This is a genomic window from Stenotrophomonas sp. YJH_SMC_135, from assembly GCF_059372355.1.
Genome location: NZ_JCAFVN010000007.1, coordinates 58,980 through 73,331, shown reverse-complemented (window position 1 = coordinate 73,331; position 14,352 = coordinate 58,980). Strand labels below are relative to the sequence as shown.

Below are 14,352 nucleotides of genomic sequence, written 5' to 3'. Positions count from 1 at the left end.
TCCGTGGCGCCTTCTTACGCCTGTGGTGCGCCCCGCGCCGGACAGGCCCTGCACTGCCTCCTTCAAGGATGACCCCATGCCTGCTGCTGTTCCCTTCCGCCCCCGCGCCGCGGGCTGGCGCTCCCTGCTGTTGCTTGCATTGGCCTCGGCCAGCCTGCCGGCCGCCGCGCAATCGATGGCCTGCGGCACCTACAAGGACGTCGACGGCAACACCACGCTGACCATCGAAAGTGAAGGCCATGGTTTCCTGTCCGGCCCCTACCAGGCCACCGAGCAGCTGCGCATCGCCCGCCAGGAGGACGTGCTCGGCACCGGCAACCTGTCCACCGGCCGCCTGGAAAACTGGTACTTCTCGGACAACGATCGCACGATCAGCACCCCCTATCGCGAATTCACCCGCGAGCACACCGCCGCCTGCAGGACGATGCCGGAGCCCATCGAGGGCGGCTGCGTGATGAACACCTCCGAGTGCCTGGAGGCGTTGCCGGAAGCCGAACCGCTGAAGCTGCATGCCTGGTGCGCCGAAGGCGTGGGCGCGGCCTGCATGCAGCTGCTGGAGACCTACCAGCGGCAGGCCAAGGACGCAGCGCCGGCGCCTGCACGTTCCGAGCCGCCGATGCCGGAGATCTGCAAGGAGGATTCGGCGTCGTTCAATGCCGAGGGCTGCAGGGCGATCGCGGAGGTGGTCGGCGCCGAGATGATGGGCAAGGCCGTGCTCGGCCTGCAGCATTCGAACGACCCTGTCTTGCCGACCGCGCAGCTCGATGAACTGGCCGCACTGTGCCGGCAGCAGCACGGCGAGGCGTTCTGCGCCGACGTTGCCGAGGCGCTGTGGAGTGGTGGGCGCCTGTTGCAGGCCCATGAGGCGCTGCAGCTGTCGTGCGCCCAGCGCGCGGAGGGCGTGGCCTGCGGCCGCGCCGAGGCGCTTGCCCGACTGGCCTCGGTACCGGCCGCTGCACTGGCCCCGGTGCCGGCTTCCGCGCTGCCCTGTGGGAGCTATGAAGCGGAGTACGGCGTGCTCTCGCAGCTGCGCTTCCTCGATGGTGGCCTGGTGGAAGCCGGGGGCCGCGACCAGCGCCTGCGCGCGAGCCTGCAGGACGGGCGCATCCTCATCCATCGCGACGTCGGCAGCGACTTCGTACTGCAGCCGCTGAAGAACGGAAACCTGGCCAGCGTCGACGGCGGCAACCGCTTCGCCTACTACGAGCGCAAGCCGGGCTCAGGCAATGCCAGCTGCGCACCGCCGGTGGCCTTCGTGGAGATCCCCCTGCCGCTGGACTGCCCGACCCTGGACCGCAAGGACGGCGCCAAGGCCTGCTGCACCGATGGCAAGCTGCTGGGCTGCAAGGTTGCCGGCGAGGCACTGTTCAAAAACGAACAATGGGCCGCATCGCGGTCCTACTTCCAGACGCTGTGCAGCGCGGGTGTGCGCGAAGGTTGCCTGGCAATGGCCGCGGTGTATGCGCATACCGCGGATCCGAAGATTCCGCAGGCCATGGCTGCGATCTGCGCGAAGGACGGCAAGGGCACCCACGTCGCCTGCGATGTGGACGCGACGCGCAACTGGCCGGCGCTGAAGGCTGAAGCCGCTCCCTGAGGCCAGGCACCTGTTGAGCCGGGCATGGGCCCGGCGCTACGAGGTCAGGTGCTCTTCCGCGCGATGATCGTGATGTGCCCGGTCGTCTCCAGCAGGGCGATCTGCACGTCCTCGATCCGCAGGCCGCCCTGTTGGCGCAGCGCGGCATCGAAATCGGCCCGGCTGATCAGTTCGCGGCGGAGAACGCCCTCCAACAGCCGGCCATCACGCGCGATCACGGTGGGCTCTCCTTCGATCATCCGCTCCATGCGCCGATTCCGGGTGGTCAACCAGCCCACCCCGTAGTTCAGCACGATCAGGGTGGCCGCCAGCAGCAGGCCACCGCCCAGCGAGGTGTCGGTGCCCAGCAGCGCGTTCTGCACCGCGTTGCCCAGCAGCACGATCAGCAGCACGTCGAAGGGCGTGATCTGCCCCAGAGCCCGCTTGCCGCCCAGCCGGACCATGCCCAGCACCACCACATAGACCACCACCGCGCGCAGGATGAATTCCCACCACGGCATGGCCAGGGCGAACAGATCGGGCATGGTCTTCCCCTGCGGAACGGTGGCCCAGCCTAGCACCTGGGGTCAGATCCCTTTGCCCGGCGGGCAAAGGGATCTGACCCCCAGTGTGTGTTCCGTTGGCGCAAATAAAAAGCCCCGCTGACCAGGGGGAGGTCAACGGGGCCGGGGAACGGGCACTTGGGGAGGAGTCCCCGTTCCGAGATCTGCTCCAGGGGATGGGAGAGATCCACAACAGGCGTTGCGCCTGTCGGGAGTTATAGAAGCACTTCGAACACTAACGGTTCGTGAAGGGGCCCCATTTAATGAATTTCAATAGGGGCAACATTCATGGTCGAGTCAGAAACACCCGACTCATGAACAAATTCACGTCGTTTTCGGCCTGAAACACCGTCAGTGCGCTTCGTCCCAGTTGTTGCCGACGCCCGTGTCGACCACCAGTGGCACCCGCAGTCTGGCCGCTTGCGACATGCGCTCCACCACCTGCAAACGCAGGTCCTCGACGAAACTGCTTTCGGTTTCGAACACCAGTTCATCGTGCACCTGCAGGATCATCCGTGCCGGCGCCCCGCTGTCACGCAGCCACTGGTCCACATCCACCATCGCGCGCTTGATGATGTCGGCGGCAGTGCCCTGCATCGGCGCGTTGATCGCCGCGCGTTCAGCACCGGCACGCAGGCCCTGGTTGCGGGCGTGGATGTCGTTCAGGTACAGGCGACGGCCGAACAGGGTTTCCACGTAGCCCTGGTCACGGGCCTGCTGGCGCATCCGCTCCATGAAGTCGCGCACGCCCGGGTAGCGGCTGAAGTACAGCGCCACGTAGTCCTGCGCCTGGCCACGGTCGATGCCCAGGTTGCGGGCCAGGCCGAAGGCGCTCATGCCGTACATCAGGCCGAAGTTGATGGCCTTGGCGGCGCGGCGCTCGTTCGGGGTCACTTCCTCCAGCGTGCGCCCGAACACCTCGGCGGCGGTGGCACGGTGTACGTCGGCGCCCTGCTCGAAGGCACGCACCAGGCCCGGGTCCTCGGACAGGTGGGCCATGATCCGCAGTTCGATCTGCGAATAGTCGGCCGCCAGCAGCTGGAAACCTTCCGGGGCGATGAACGCGCGGCGGATGCGGCGGCCGTCCTCGGTGCGGATCGGGATGTTCTGCAGGTTCGGGTCCGACGAGGACAGGCGGCCGGTGGCGGCACCGGACTGGTGGTAGCTGGTATGCACCCGGCCGGTGTCCGGGTTGACCATCTCCGGCAGCTTGTCGGTGTAGGTGCTGCGCAGCTTGGCCAACCCGCGGTAGTCCAGGATGACCCGCGGCAGCTCATGCTGGTCGGCAATCGCCTCCAGCGCCTCTTCATTGGTGCTGGGCTGGCCCTTCGGGGTCTTCACCACCGCCGGCAGCTTCAGCTCGTCGAACAGCACCGCCTGCAGCTGCTTGGGCGAATCCAGGTTGAAGCTGCGCCCGGCCAGCTCGGTGGCCTTCTGCTGCGCGGCCAGCATGCGCGAGGACAGGTCCTGGCTCTGCCGGCGGAGTTCGTCGGTGTCGATCCGCACGCCATTGGCTTCAATGCTGGCCAGCACCGGCACCAGCGGCATCTCGATGTTGCGGTACACGCTGTCCAGCGCCGGCTCGGCCAGCAGCTGCGGCTGCAATGCGTGGTGCAGGCGCAGGGTGATGTCGGCGTCCTCGGCGGCGTAGCGGCTGGCTTCGTCGATGCCCACCTGCGAGAACGGGATCTGCTTGGCGCCCTTGCCGGCCACGTCCTCGAACTTGATGGTGCTGTAGCCCAGGTAACGCAGCGCCAGCGAATCCATGTCGTGGCGGGTGGCGGTGGAATTGAGCACGAAGCTCTCGAGCATGGTGTCGTCGTGGTAGCCCTGCACCGCCACGCCGTGGCGGCGCAGCACATGCAGGTCGTACTTGCCATGCTGGCCCAGCTTCTTCTTCGCCGGGTCCTGCAGCGCCGGGCGCAGTGCGTCCAGCACCTGCTGCATGGGCAGCTGGGCCGGCGCACCCGGGTAATCGTGGCCGACCGGAATGTACGCCGCCCTGCCCGGCTCGACGGCCAGGCTGATGCCCACCAGGCGCGCGCGCATCGCGTCCAGCGCATCGGTCTCGGTATCGAAGCTGATCAGTTCGGCCTGCTGCAGGCGTTCGACCCAGGCCTGCAGCTGCTCGGCGGTCAGCACGGTCTCGTACTCACCCGGCGCGGACAGTGCCGGATCCAGCGTGCCAGCGGCGGGCGCCTCGACGCTGCCACGGGCGAAGCCAGCGGCGGTGCCGCGCAGGCTCGGGGTCGTCTCGCTGGCGGCCACCGGTGCCGGCACCGGCGCGCCCAGCTCCTTCAGCGCCTGGGTGAAGCCATAGCGCGTATACAGCTCGGTCAGCTCCGGCACATCCTGCTCGCGCAGGGCCAGCGTGGTCGGGCTGGCGTCCAGCTGCACGTCGGTACGGATGGTCACCAGCTCGCGGTTCAGCGGCAGCCGCTCCAGTGCGGCACGCAGGTTCTCGCCGATCTTGCCCTTCATGGCCGGCGCGGCCGCCATCACGCCGTCCAGGTGCTGGTACTCGGCCAGCCACTTGGCGGCGGTCTTCGGCCCGCACTTCTCCACGCCCGGCACGTTGTCGACCGCGTCGCCCATCAGCGCCAGCAGGTCGATGATCTGGTCGGCGCGCACGCCGAACTTCTCCATCACCGCCGCATCCGAATCCATGCGGCTGCCGGTCATGGTGTTGACCAGTTCGATGCCCGGGCGCACCAGCTGGGCGAAGTCCTTGTCGCCGGTGGAAATGGTCACCTTCAGGTCCTGCGCCAGGCCCTGAAGGGCCAGCGTGCCGATCACATCGTCGGCTTCCACGCCGGGGACGCGCAGGATGCTGATGCCCAGCGCTTCGACGATGCGGCACATCGGCTCGACCTGGCTGCGCAGCTCATCGGGCATCGGCGGGCGGTTGGCCTTGTACTGGTCGTACAGGTCGTCACGGAAGGTCTTGCCCGGCGCGTCGACCACGAACGCGACGTAGGCCGGGCGCTCCTTCAGTGTCGAACGCAGCATGTTGACCACGCCGAACAGCGCGCCGGTGGGTTCACCCTGCGCATTGGACAGGGGCGGCAGCGCGTGGAACGCGCGGTACAGGTAACTGGACCCGTCGATCAGGACTAATCTGCTCATGTGCCGATTCTACGCGCCCGTGCCTGCACCGCGGCGACACGGCCCGTACACCGCGATGGGGCATAATCAGGGCTCTTTCCAGGCAAAGGCCCCGCCGATGAAGACCCTGATGCTGGCTTCCCTGCTCCTGCTCGCTGGCTGCGCCAGCATGGGTGGCGCGGGCGCTCCCCCGGTGGACGTCAAGGGCGCGGATGTATCCAAGCGCACCATGGACAACGGTGACACCATCGAGGAATACCGCGTGTCCGGCCAGCTGCGCATGGTCAAGGTGACCCCGTCGCGCGGTGCCCCGTTCTACATGTACGACAAGAACGGCGACGGCCGCATGGACAACGACAAGGACGGCGTGTCGCCGGTCTACTGGAAGCTGTACAGCTGGTGAGGTGACCGGGGTTGTGACCGGGGTCGGATCCCTTTCCACAGGAAAGGGCTCTGACCCCCTCGAAGCCACCGGCACGGCCCCGATCCCCCACAAAAAACAACGCCGGCGCGCATCCTGCGGCCGGCGTCGGGTCCCCTCCCCGGGAACGCTTGAATCAGCGGGTATGGATCAGCGGATGACCAGCACCGGCAGCGTGCTGCGCGCCAGCACCTCGGCGGTCTGGCTGCCCAGCAGTACACGGGTCACGCCACGGCGGCCGTGCGAGGTCATCACGATCAGGTCGCTGTTGCGCTCGCCGGCGGTCTCGATGATGCCGTCGGCCGCATAGCGGTCCAGCACGTGCACCGGGTTGGCGGTGATGCCCTGCTCGGCGGCCTTGGCCAGCGCCGGCTGCAGCACCTTCTGCGCGCCTTCCTCGCGGTCGGCCTTGTATTCGGGGCTGTTCATGTAGCCCACGCTCCAGCCCATGGCGTCGTACATGCCGACGGCCCACGGCTCGGAAACAGTGACGATATCGACCTCGGCGTTGAGGTCCTTGGCCAGCTCCAGGCCCTTGGCCAGGCCCTTGTCGGCCAGTTCGGACCCGTCAGTGGCAATCAGGATGCGCTTGTACATGGTGGGGCTCCGTGGCGGTCTGCCGGATGGGAACGACACCATTGCACACCGTATGTGCAGGCGGCGCCTTGAGCAGGATCAATCCGGCGCCGCGCAGCGGCCTGTGCGCACCGTCACGTGGTCCGGGGGACAGGCTCGGCCCGCCCTCTTCTGTAGAGCCGAGCCCGTGCTCGGCTGCTTCTGGCGGGAAGAGCAGCCGAGCATGGGCTATGCCGGTCGTCCTGACCGGCACCCTTCGGGCCGTCGCAAGCGACGTTGGCAGCGGCTCCTGCCGCTACCTTCGGCTCTACAACAACGTCGCTCAGGCGATCTGCACGATGCGCGCGTTCTGGCACAGCGGGTAGCTGGCCACGAACTCGTCAATCGCATCGCGCATCGCCTCGAACGATTGGCCGTACATGTACAGCGCGGTCTCGGTCGGGCCCTGCCACCAGCTGCAGATCTCGCCCAGGCCGTCGATGTTCCCGGACAGCTGCTCGAACACGTGGTTGGAATCGCACTGTTCGTAGACCTCGTCCGGCAGGTTCAGGCCATCCAGGTAGATGCCCAGGCCTTCGGTCACGCCGAAGCTGCGATCGGCCTCGCCTGCGCCCTGTATCTGCGAACCCTTCGGTGCACCCAGCTGCTCCAGCAGGTCGATCAGCTTCGGCACGCCCGCGGCATCGACCAGTGCCACTTCGATATCGCCGTATTCGACCTCACCCAGGTCGGACATCGCGGTGCCGCCGCCGGTCAGCTCGCCCACCTGGGCCGCCTGCAGCAGCGCGTCGAGCGGATCCTCGAACAGTTCGTGGCGGTGCTCCGGCTGCAGCCGGGCGTTCAACTTCACGGTGACGTGCAGCGTGGGTTCGGTCATGGGGGCGTTCCTGGAAGAAGTGCCACCTATTGTAGAGCCGAGCCCATGCTCGGCTGCTTTTCGCGCCAGAAGCAGCCGAGCATGGGCTCGGCTCTACAACAGCCCGTCAGCGCAGGAACGGGGTCACCTTGCGCTTGAGCAGTTCCACCAGCACCGGGTCCATGTACTCGTAGTCATCCGGGATATCCAGGCAGATCACGCGCTTCTCCTTCAGCCACGGCTTGTAGCGGCTGGACAGCCGGTTGCGGTGGGCCTTCTCCATCACGAACACCAGGTCGGCCCACTGCAGCAGCTCGGGGCTGAGCACTTCCTCGGCGTCGGCCAGCAGCCCGGCCGAGGCAGTCTCGATGCCCGGCCAATCGGCGAATACCTGCTCGGCCGTCGGGCTGCGCAGGCGGTTCTGACTGCAGAGGAAGAGCACGTTGCGGGTCATGCCGGCAGCCTAATCGGGGTCGGATCCCTTTTCCAACGGAAAAGGGCTCTGACACCAACAGGGTGCTTTCAGACAAGTTGCATGGTCGGATGACCGTTCAAGGGGCCACCATGTGCTTCTGCCACCGTCCAGATGCCCATGATCACCAAGGATGACCTGTTAACGACGTTCGGAGAGGTGGCCGAAATCCACGGCTGCTACTTCTGCAAGTACGTAGTCGCGACGTACGTACTCTATTGCTGCGTGAGGAACGCCAAGGGACATGACCTCGCGATCGCGTCCAGGAATGTCGATGATCCGGAATTCGCCACCAGCGTCGTGCTGAACGCACCGCACCATCTTTCACATGATGGGCCAACGATCTTCGAGATTCCTTCCAACGCCTATGGGTTCACTCATGCGATGGCGGTTCCCAGCACCTATCACGGGCTTCTGAATCGGATCGAGAAGCGCACGGGGCTGTTCCTATGCCTGCCGATCTTCCGGTGTGAGTTCAACGGCAAAGAATCAGCAGAGGATTTCAGATGGTCCACACATCACATCGTTGACGTCAACAACTGGCATAGGACCAGGCAGCCGAAGATAAGCGTGTACTTCGACAATCCCCGCACTGGCGGCGGAACGGACAAGGACGGCGCCATCGTGAGCCTGGAGACGTTAATGGCCGAGATCGACAACCTCAACGGAGTGAGCAGCGGCTTCATCGAGATCACCAACTATCGCGATGAGGTGATCGAGGTGTTGTCGCCGGAGGATGGCCACTACGTATTGATCCGCAACCGTCAGGACGAAGAAGCGATGGACCGAGCCGGGTTGGTGGCTGCCGTAGAGACGTTCACCACCGTCTGACGACCGACCGCGTTTGTAGAGCCGAGCCCATGCTCGGCTGGGTTTTCCCGGTATAAGCAGCCGAGCATAGGCTCGGCTCTACAGGTATCCCGCCTCCCGACGGTGATCAGATCACCGTCAGGTTGGCGTAGGCCATCACCAGCCACTTGCTGCCGGCGTCGGCGAATTCGACCTGCACGCGGGCGTGCGCGCCGCTGCCTTCGTAGTCGGTCACCATGCCTTCGCCGAACTTGGGATGGGTGACCAGCGCGCCGAGCTTGACCGGCGGCGCCTCGATCGAGGCATGGCCCATCACCCGGCTGGCGCCCATCGAGGCCGGCCGCGAGACCTGCACCTTCGGGCGCACTTCGTGCAGCAGTTCGCGCGGAATCTCGCGCAGGAAACGCGATGGCAGGCTGTAGTTGTCCTGGCCATGGATGCGGCGCGATTCGGCATAGCTCAGCACCAGCTTCTGGCGCGCGCGGGTGATGCCGACATAGGCCAGGCGGCGCTCTTCTTCCAGCCGCCCGCTTTCCTCCAGCGAGCGTGCGCTGGGGAACAGGCCTTCTTCCAGGCCGGCCAGGAACACCAGCGGGAATTCCAGGCCCTTGGCCGAGTGCAGGGTCATCAGCTGCACGCCCTCTTCGCCTGCCTGCGCCTGGCCCTCACCGGCCTCCAGCGCGGCATAGGCCAGGAACGCGACCAGCTCGTCCATGTCCTCGCCCACTTCCTCGATGTCGTCGGCCCGGCGCACGAAGCGCGAGGCCACCGAGACCAGTTCGTCGAGGTTGTCGGTGCGCGACTCCGAGTCCAGCGCATTGCGGCTTTCCTTGCTCCAGTGCTCGCGCAGCTGCGAGCGGGCCAGCACGTGGTCCACGCGCTCGGCCAGGGTCATGTGCACGGTCTGCGCCTGCAGCTCGTTGACCAGCCCCAGGAAGCCGGCCAGCGCATTGCGCGCACGTGCGGCCAGCGCGTTGCCCTGGGTGACCAGCATCGTTGCCTCCCACAGCGAGATACCCTGCGCGCGCGCCTCGCGGCGCACTTCGTCCAGCGTGCGGTCGCCGATGCCCCGGGTGGGGGTGTTGACCGCGCGCTCGAACGCGGCGTCATCGTTGCGGTTGGACAGCAGGCGCAGGTAGGCCAGTGCGTCCTTGATTTCGGCACGCTCGAAGAAGCGCATGCCGCCATACACGCGGTACGGCACCTGCTCGCTCAGCAGCGCTTCTTCCAGCGCGCGCGACTGCGCGTTGCTGCGGTAGAGCACGGCCACTTCGGTGTAGCTGCCACCGTCGCGCACCCACTGGCGGGCGCGCTCGACGATGTAGCGCGCCTCGTCCATCTCGTTGTACGCGGCGTACAGGTCGATCGGCTCGCCGTCACCGCTGTCGGTCCACAGCTGCTTGCCGATGCGATCCGGGTTGTGCGCGATCACCGCGTTGGCAGCGCCGAGGATGTTGGCGGTGGAGCGGTAGTTCTGCTCCAGGCGGATGGTCTGCGCGCCCGGGAAATCGCGCAGGAAGCCCTGCACGTTCTCGACCTTGGCGCCGCGCCAGCCGTAGATGGCCTGGTCGTCGTCGCCGACCACGAACACGTGGCCGGAATCACCGGCCAGCACGCGCACGAAGGCGTACTGGATGGCGTTGGTGTCCTGGAACTCGTCCACCAGGATCTCGCGGAATCGGGCGCGGTAGTGCGACAGCAGCGCCGGGTTGTCGCGCAGCAGTTCGTGCGCGCGCAGCAGCAGCTCGGCGAAGTCGACCAGGCCGGCGCGGTCGCAGCGCGCCTGGTACTCGATGTAGGCCTGGCGCATGGTCTCCAGCCACGCGTCGTGCGGTTCGGGCTGGATGTGCTGCGGGCGGCGGCCCTCGTCCTTCTGCGCGTTGATCCACCACGCGATCTGCTTGGGCGGGTACTTGCCGTCGTCCAGCTCCAGCGCCTGCACCACGCGCTTGACCAGCCGCAGCTGGTCGTCCGAATCCATCACCTGGAAACCTTCGGGCAGCTTCGCGTCCTGCCAGTGCAGGCGCAGCAGGCGGTTGGCCAGGCCGTGGAAGGTACCGATCCACATGCCACGGCTGCCATGGGGCAGCTGGGCATCGATGCGGTGGCGCATTTCGCCAGCCGCCTTGTTGGTGAAGGTCACCGCGAAAATGCCGTGGGTCGGCACGCCATCGACTTCATGCAGCCAGGCGATGCGGTGGGTGAGTACGCGGGTCTTGCCGGAACCGGCACCGGCCAGCACCAGGTGGTGACCGGGGGGAGCGGAGACGGCTTCGCGCTGGGCCGGGTTCAGGCCATCAAGCAGGTGGGAGACATCCATGCCCCCATTTTACGGCATCGCCGTCGCGGCTCCTGCGACCACCTGGGTGGCCAGTGCCTGTGCCTGCTGACGCAGTTCAGGCACCGCCAGGCTTTCCCACAGGCTGCCGATGCGCAGGCTGCCGAGTACGCCCAGCCGTGCCTGCGACTGGCCACCGGCCGCACGCAGGCGGTCGCCCGGCACCGTGCTGTCCAGGCCCAGCCCATGCGGGCCGGGGCGGGCCAGGCCATCGGCCTGCAGCTGCTGCAGCAGCGGATTGCGCAGCGCGCTGGCGCGGGTTTCCACACCGGTGGCGTTGATCATCCCGCTGATCGTCCACTGCTGTTCATTGCCAGACGGAGCGCGGCCAGAAAGCCGCAGCGCTTCGCCTTCGCGGCCGACGCGTTGCAGGCGGGACCGGTGAATACGCAGTTGGCCGCTTTCGATCAGCGCCTGCAGCTGTGCGTCGACCTCTTCGGCGATGCGGTGGCGATGCACGTCCCAGTAGCGCACCACATGGCGCAGGAAGCGGCGCTGGTCGGCCGCGTCGAGGCTGCACCACAGTGCCTGCCCGTGCGGACGAATGCGGTCCATCACCCCCTGCCACGGCAGACCATCGGCCTGCGCCTGGCGCGCGAACCCGCGCAACGCGCGCAGGCGCTGGCGCAGGCTCATCGGCAGCAGCGCAGCCGGGTCGAACGAGGGCAGGCCGCCATGCGCATGCGGCAACGGCAGCAGCCCATGGCGCGAGATCACGTGCAGCGGGCCGGTGTGGCCGGCAGCGACCAATGCCAGCACGGTGTCAGCCATGCTCAGGCCGGAGCCGACGATGGCCACGGCCTGCTCACCGGCCAGGGTGCGTACGCCGTCGTAGTCCCAGGCCTCGATCACGTCATCGGCGGGCAGTGCCTCGGCACCGGCTACCGGCAGCGGCCGCATGCTGTTGCCGGTGGCGAGCACTGCCTGTGCGGCGTGCAGCGTCTGGCCATCGCCGAGTGCCAGCTGGTAGCCGTGGTCATCCGGCTGCAGGCCCAGTACCGGCTGCACGATCACCTGCAGCTGTGCCGGGCTGGCCGCGGCGGCCTCCTGCAGGCGCTGCTGCAGGTACGCTGCAAAGTAGTGGCGGCACACGTAACGCTCGCCCAGCACCTCGCGCGCCTCGCCCGGGTAGGCGTTGGCGGCCATCAGGTAGTCGAGGAAATCGCCGGGCTGGTCGGCAAACGCACTCATCTTCGCCGCCGGCACGTTCAGCAGGTGCTCCGGCCACGGCGTGGCATAGGCGATGCCCTGCGCCAGCTGCGAAGCCGGTTCGAAGATGGCCAGCGCCAGCGGCGCCTGGGCCTGGCGCAACACCTGGATCGCCACCAGCACCCCGGCCGCACCACCACCGATGATTGCCAGGTCCAGTTCGCCATTACGCGGTGAATCAGTCATGCGCCGATTGTAGGCCATCGGCGATGACGGGCCGGATTGCCGAAGCGGGCGGTTGCCGTCGTTTCACATCAACGCATCGGCCAGCCGTGCGATGCCTTCGCGGCTGCGCCGCCACGTGGGACGGCTGCGCCACTGCTGCAGGTCCAGCTGCCGCGACTCGCGCAGGTAGCCATCCTCGATCGCGCACAGCTGCTGCACCAGCGCACGGTCGTAGCAGACCAGGCCGATTTCGGCATTCAGCGCGAACGAGCGGATGTCCATGTTGATCGAGCCGAGCACGGCGATGTCCTCGTCCACGCTCATGTGCTTGGCATGCAGGAACTGCGGCTCGTACAGCGCGATGCGCACGCCACAGCGCAGCAGCTCGTCGTAGTAGGCCTCCTGCGCCCACGACGTCAGCCGCTGGTTGTTGCTGGCCGAGAGGATCAGCTGCACCTGCACGCCGGACAAGGCCGCAATGCGCAAGGCGCTGAGCGTGGCTTCGTCGGGCACGAAATACGGGGTGACCATCACCAGCCGGCGCCGCGCCAGGTGGATCAGCGCCGCCACCGCATCGCGTGCGTTGCTGTAGGGATAGGCGGGGCCGCTGGGCAGCAACTGGGTGGCGATGTCGTCGCTGCACTCGGGCACATCGGCGATCACGTCCAGGCGCTGGCCGGTTTCCATGTACCAGTCGCTGGCGAACACCGCTTCCAGATGCGCCACCGCCGGGCCGCGCACGCGCGCCACCAGCTCGCGGTTCGGGTGGCCAGGCACGAACTGCGGGCCGGCCAGGTTCTGCGAACCGACATAGGCCACTTCGTTGTCGATCACCGCGATCTTGCGATGGTTGCGCAGGTCCATGCGCCCGCTGCGGCGCCAGCGCAGGCCACCGGGCAGCATCGCGCGCACTTCGATGTCGCGCGCCTGCAGGCGCTTGCGATAGGCACGCAGGCCGCGCTTGGCGCCCACCGCGTCGAGCAGCACGCGGCACTGCACGCCACGTGCAGCCGCACGCTGCAGGGCCTCGACGATCGCCTCGCCCACCGCGTCGTCGAACATCAGGTAGTACAGCAGGTGCACGCGGTCTTCGGCCTGGTCGATGTCGGCGATCAGCGTGTGCAGTGATTCGTCGTAGTCGGTCAGCAGATCGACGGCGTTGCCGTGCACCGGCATGAAGTCGCCCTGGCGCTGCACCAGCGGCACGATCTCGGCGCTGGCGGTGTCCGGCTGCGGTGTCCAGCGCAGGCGATGCTGCAGCGCCTGTTCCTCGCGGATGACCTGCGAGGCCTCGGCCTGGCGGCGGATGCGCTCGCGCGACAGCCATGGGTGGCCGAACAGCAGGTACAGCGGCAGGCCCAGCAGCGGCACGAAGCCGACCAGCAGCAGCCAGCTGCGCGCCGCCCCCGGCGTGGTGCGGGTGGGGATCCAGCACAGTGCAACCAGCCGGATCAGCCAGTCGATCAGCAGCAGGTACGAACCCAGCAACCACTCGAACAGCATCGTGTCGCCCGTCGGGAGGTGATGGGCCATTCTGCCCACCGGCCCTTGTGGAGTCGAGCCGCGCTCGACGGCCTTCCGGTCCGACCGCACAGCAGCCGCACCGTGTCGGCATGGCGGCGGCCGTTGAGCGCCATGCAGGCGATCGCCTGTGCGGCCCGCTCCAGCTGCGCCTCCGGCAGCGGCGACGGCGCGCCGTTGGCCAGTGCCAGATGGTGGTCGCACAGCAGCAGCGCCATGCCCTCGATCCCTTGCAGCATGCGCTGCAGGCGCAGCCAGCCCAGTTCCAGGTCCTGCCGGTGTGACGGGGTGTTCATGCAACCTCCTTCAACGGATCTGGCCACCGTGAAGGTGGCGGACGATGCGTGGTTGCAATACCGGGAAGCAATCAATCAGCAAACGAACCGGCGGGCGCAAGGCCCCCTCGCACCGTCCGCCATAGAGGCGGATAGGTCACCAACCGTCGCCGGAGGGATCTCCGGCGACGGCGGGCGAGTCTACTGATTGATTGACTTCACGGGATTGCAAGCCCGACCGCTGCAACCGCAGCGGCTCACCATCATGGGCACGGCCACGCCCGTCGTTCCAATCGATTTGAACCGTGCGAGGCGCCGGAACCGGTAGGAACAATCACTTATCGCATTCGGCCCTTCGCTCCAGGCATGGCGCCATTGGCGACAGCGTGCGCAGGGACTGCGGCAGTGCCGACCAAGGTCGGCCGCTACCGAAGTCTGCACGCCAGGCATGAAAAAACCCGCCAC

The 14,352-nt window shown here is 67.2% G+C and carries 12 protein-coding genes; 3 read left to right on the top strand and 9 right to left on the bottom strand.

Annotated features, from left to right (window positions below):
• Positions 1-76: 76 nt before the first annotated feature.
• On the top strand, positions 77-1,597 hold the full coding sequence (locus AC5P98_RS19235; RefSeq protein ID WP_478444021.1) for a hypothetical protein: 1,521 nt from the start codon (positions 77-79) through the stop codon (positions 1,595-1,597).
• Positions 1,598-1,641: 44 nt separating this feature from the next.
• Here AC5P98_RS19235 and AC5P98_RS19230 read toward each other — a convergent pair whose 3' ends face one another.
• Complete coding sequence (locus tag AC5P98_RS19230; RefSeq protein ID WP_014648862.1) at positions 1,642-2,121, bottom strand: DUF421 domain-containing protein; 480 nt, start codon at positions 2,119-2,121, stop codon at positions 1,642-1,644.
• Between the two features lie 369 nt (positions 2,122-2,490).
• On the bottom strand, positions 2,491-5,265 hold the full coding sequence (polA, locus tag AC5P98_RS19225) for a DNA polymerase I (RefSeq protein WP_495230159.1): 2,775 nt from the start codon (positions 5,263-5,265) through the stop codon (positions 2,491-2,493).
• 97 nt (positions 5,266-5,362) lie between these two features.
• On the opposite strand from polA, the gene AC5P98_RS19220 reads away from it, so the two are divergent.
• Positions 5,363-5,647, top strand: coding sequence for a DUF2782 domain-containing protein (locus AC5P98_RS19220; protein ID WP_014038952.1), 285 nt, complete (start codon positions 5,363-5,365; stop codon positions 5,645-5,647).
• A gap of 168 nt (positions 5,648-5,815) precedes the next feature.
• Here AC5P98_RS19220 and AC5P98_RS19215 read toward each other — a convergent pair whose 3' ends face one another.
• From AC5P98_RS19215 to AC5P98_RS19205, 3 genes are all read right to left on the bottom strand, one after another.
• Positions 5,816-6,262: a universal stress protein gene (locus tag AC5P98_RS19215; RefSeq protein ID WP_005411629.1), complete on the bottom strand. Its 447-nt coding sequence runs from the start codon at positions 6,260-6,262 to the stop codon at positions 5,816-5,818.
• Between the two features lie 301 nt (positions 6,263-6,563).
• The gene (locus tag AC5P98_RS19210; RefSeq protein ID WP_049442082.1) at positions 6,564-7,118 is read right to left on the bottom strand and encodes a hypothetical protein; all 555 of its coding nucleotides are present in this window, start codon (positions 7,116-7,118) and stop codon (positions 6,564-6,566) included.
• 106 nt (positions 7,119-7,224) lie between these two features.
• Positions 7,225-7,551: a low molecular weight protein tyrosine phosphatase family protein gene (locus tag AC5P98_RS19205; RefSeq protein WP_019661736.1), complete on the bottom strand. Its 327-nt coding sequence runs from the start codon at positions 7,549-7,551 to the stop codon at positions 7,225-7,227.
• A gap of 138 nt (positions 7,552-7,689) precedes the next feature.
• On the opposite strand from AC5P98_RS19205, the gene AC5P98_RS19200 reads away from it, so the two are divergent.
• The gene (locus tag AC5P98_RS19200) at positions 7,690-8,400 is read left to right on the top strand and encodes a hypothetical protein (protein ID WP_495230158.1); all 711 of its coding nucleotides are present in this window, start codon (positions 7,690-7,692) and stop codon (positions 8,398-8,400) included.
• A gap of 106 nt (positions 8,401-8,506) precedes the next feature.
• Here AC5P98_RS19200 and uvrD read toward each other — a convergent pair whose 3' ends face one another.
• From uvrD to AC5P98_RS19180, 4 genes are read right to left on the bottom strand one after another with little or no spacing between them, the layout of a single operon-like run.
• On the bottom strand, positions 8,507-10,699 hold the full coding sequence (gene uvrD, locus AC5P98_RS19195; protein WP_014648867.1) for a DNA helicase II: 2,193 nt from the start codon (positions 10,697-10,699) through the stop codon (positions 8,507-8,509).
• Positions 10,700-10,708: 9 nt separating this feature from the next.
• Complete coding sequence (locus AC5P98_RS19190) at positions 10,709-12,130, bottom strand: FAD/NAD(P)-binding protein (RefSeq protein WP_495230157.1); 1,422 nt, start codon at positions 12,128-12,130, stop codon at positions 10,709-10,711.
• Between the two features lie 45 nt (positions 12,131-12,175).
• Positions 12,176-13,594 (bottom strand): cardiolipin synthase, encoded by a 1,419-nt coding sequence (gene cls, locus AC5P98_RS19185; RefSeq protein ID WP_014648869.1) that lies wholly within the window; start codon positions 13,592-13,594, stop codon positions 12,176-12,178.
• Entirely contained in the window at positions 13,555-13,908 is a 354-nt protein-coding gene (locus AC5P98_RS19180; protein WP_234413105.1) for a hypothetical protein, read from the bottom strand. Before AC5P98_RS19180 ends, cls begins: the two co-directional genes overlap by 40 nt.
• Positions 13,909-14,352: the final 444 nt, after the last annotated feature.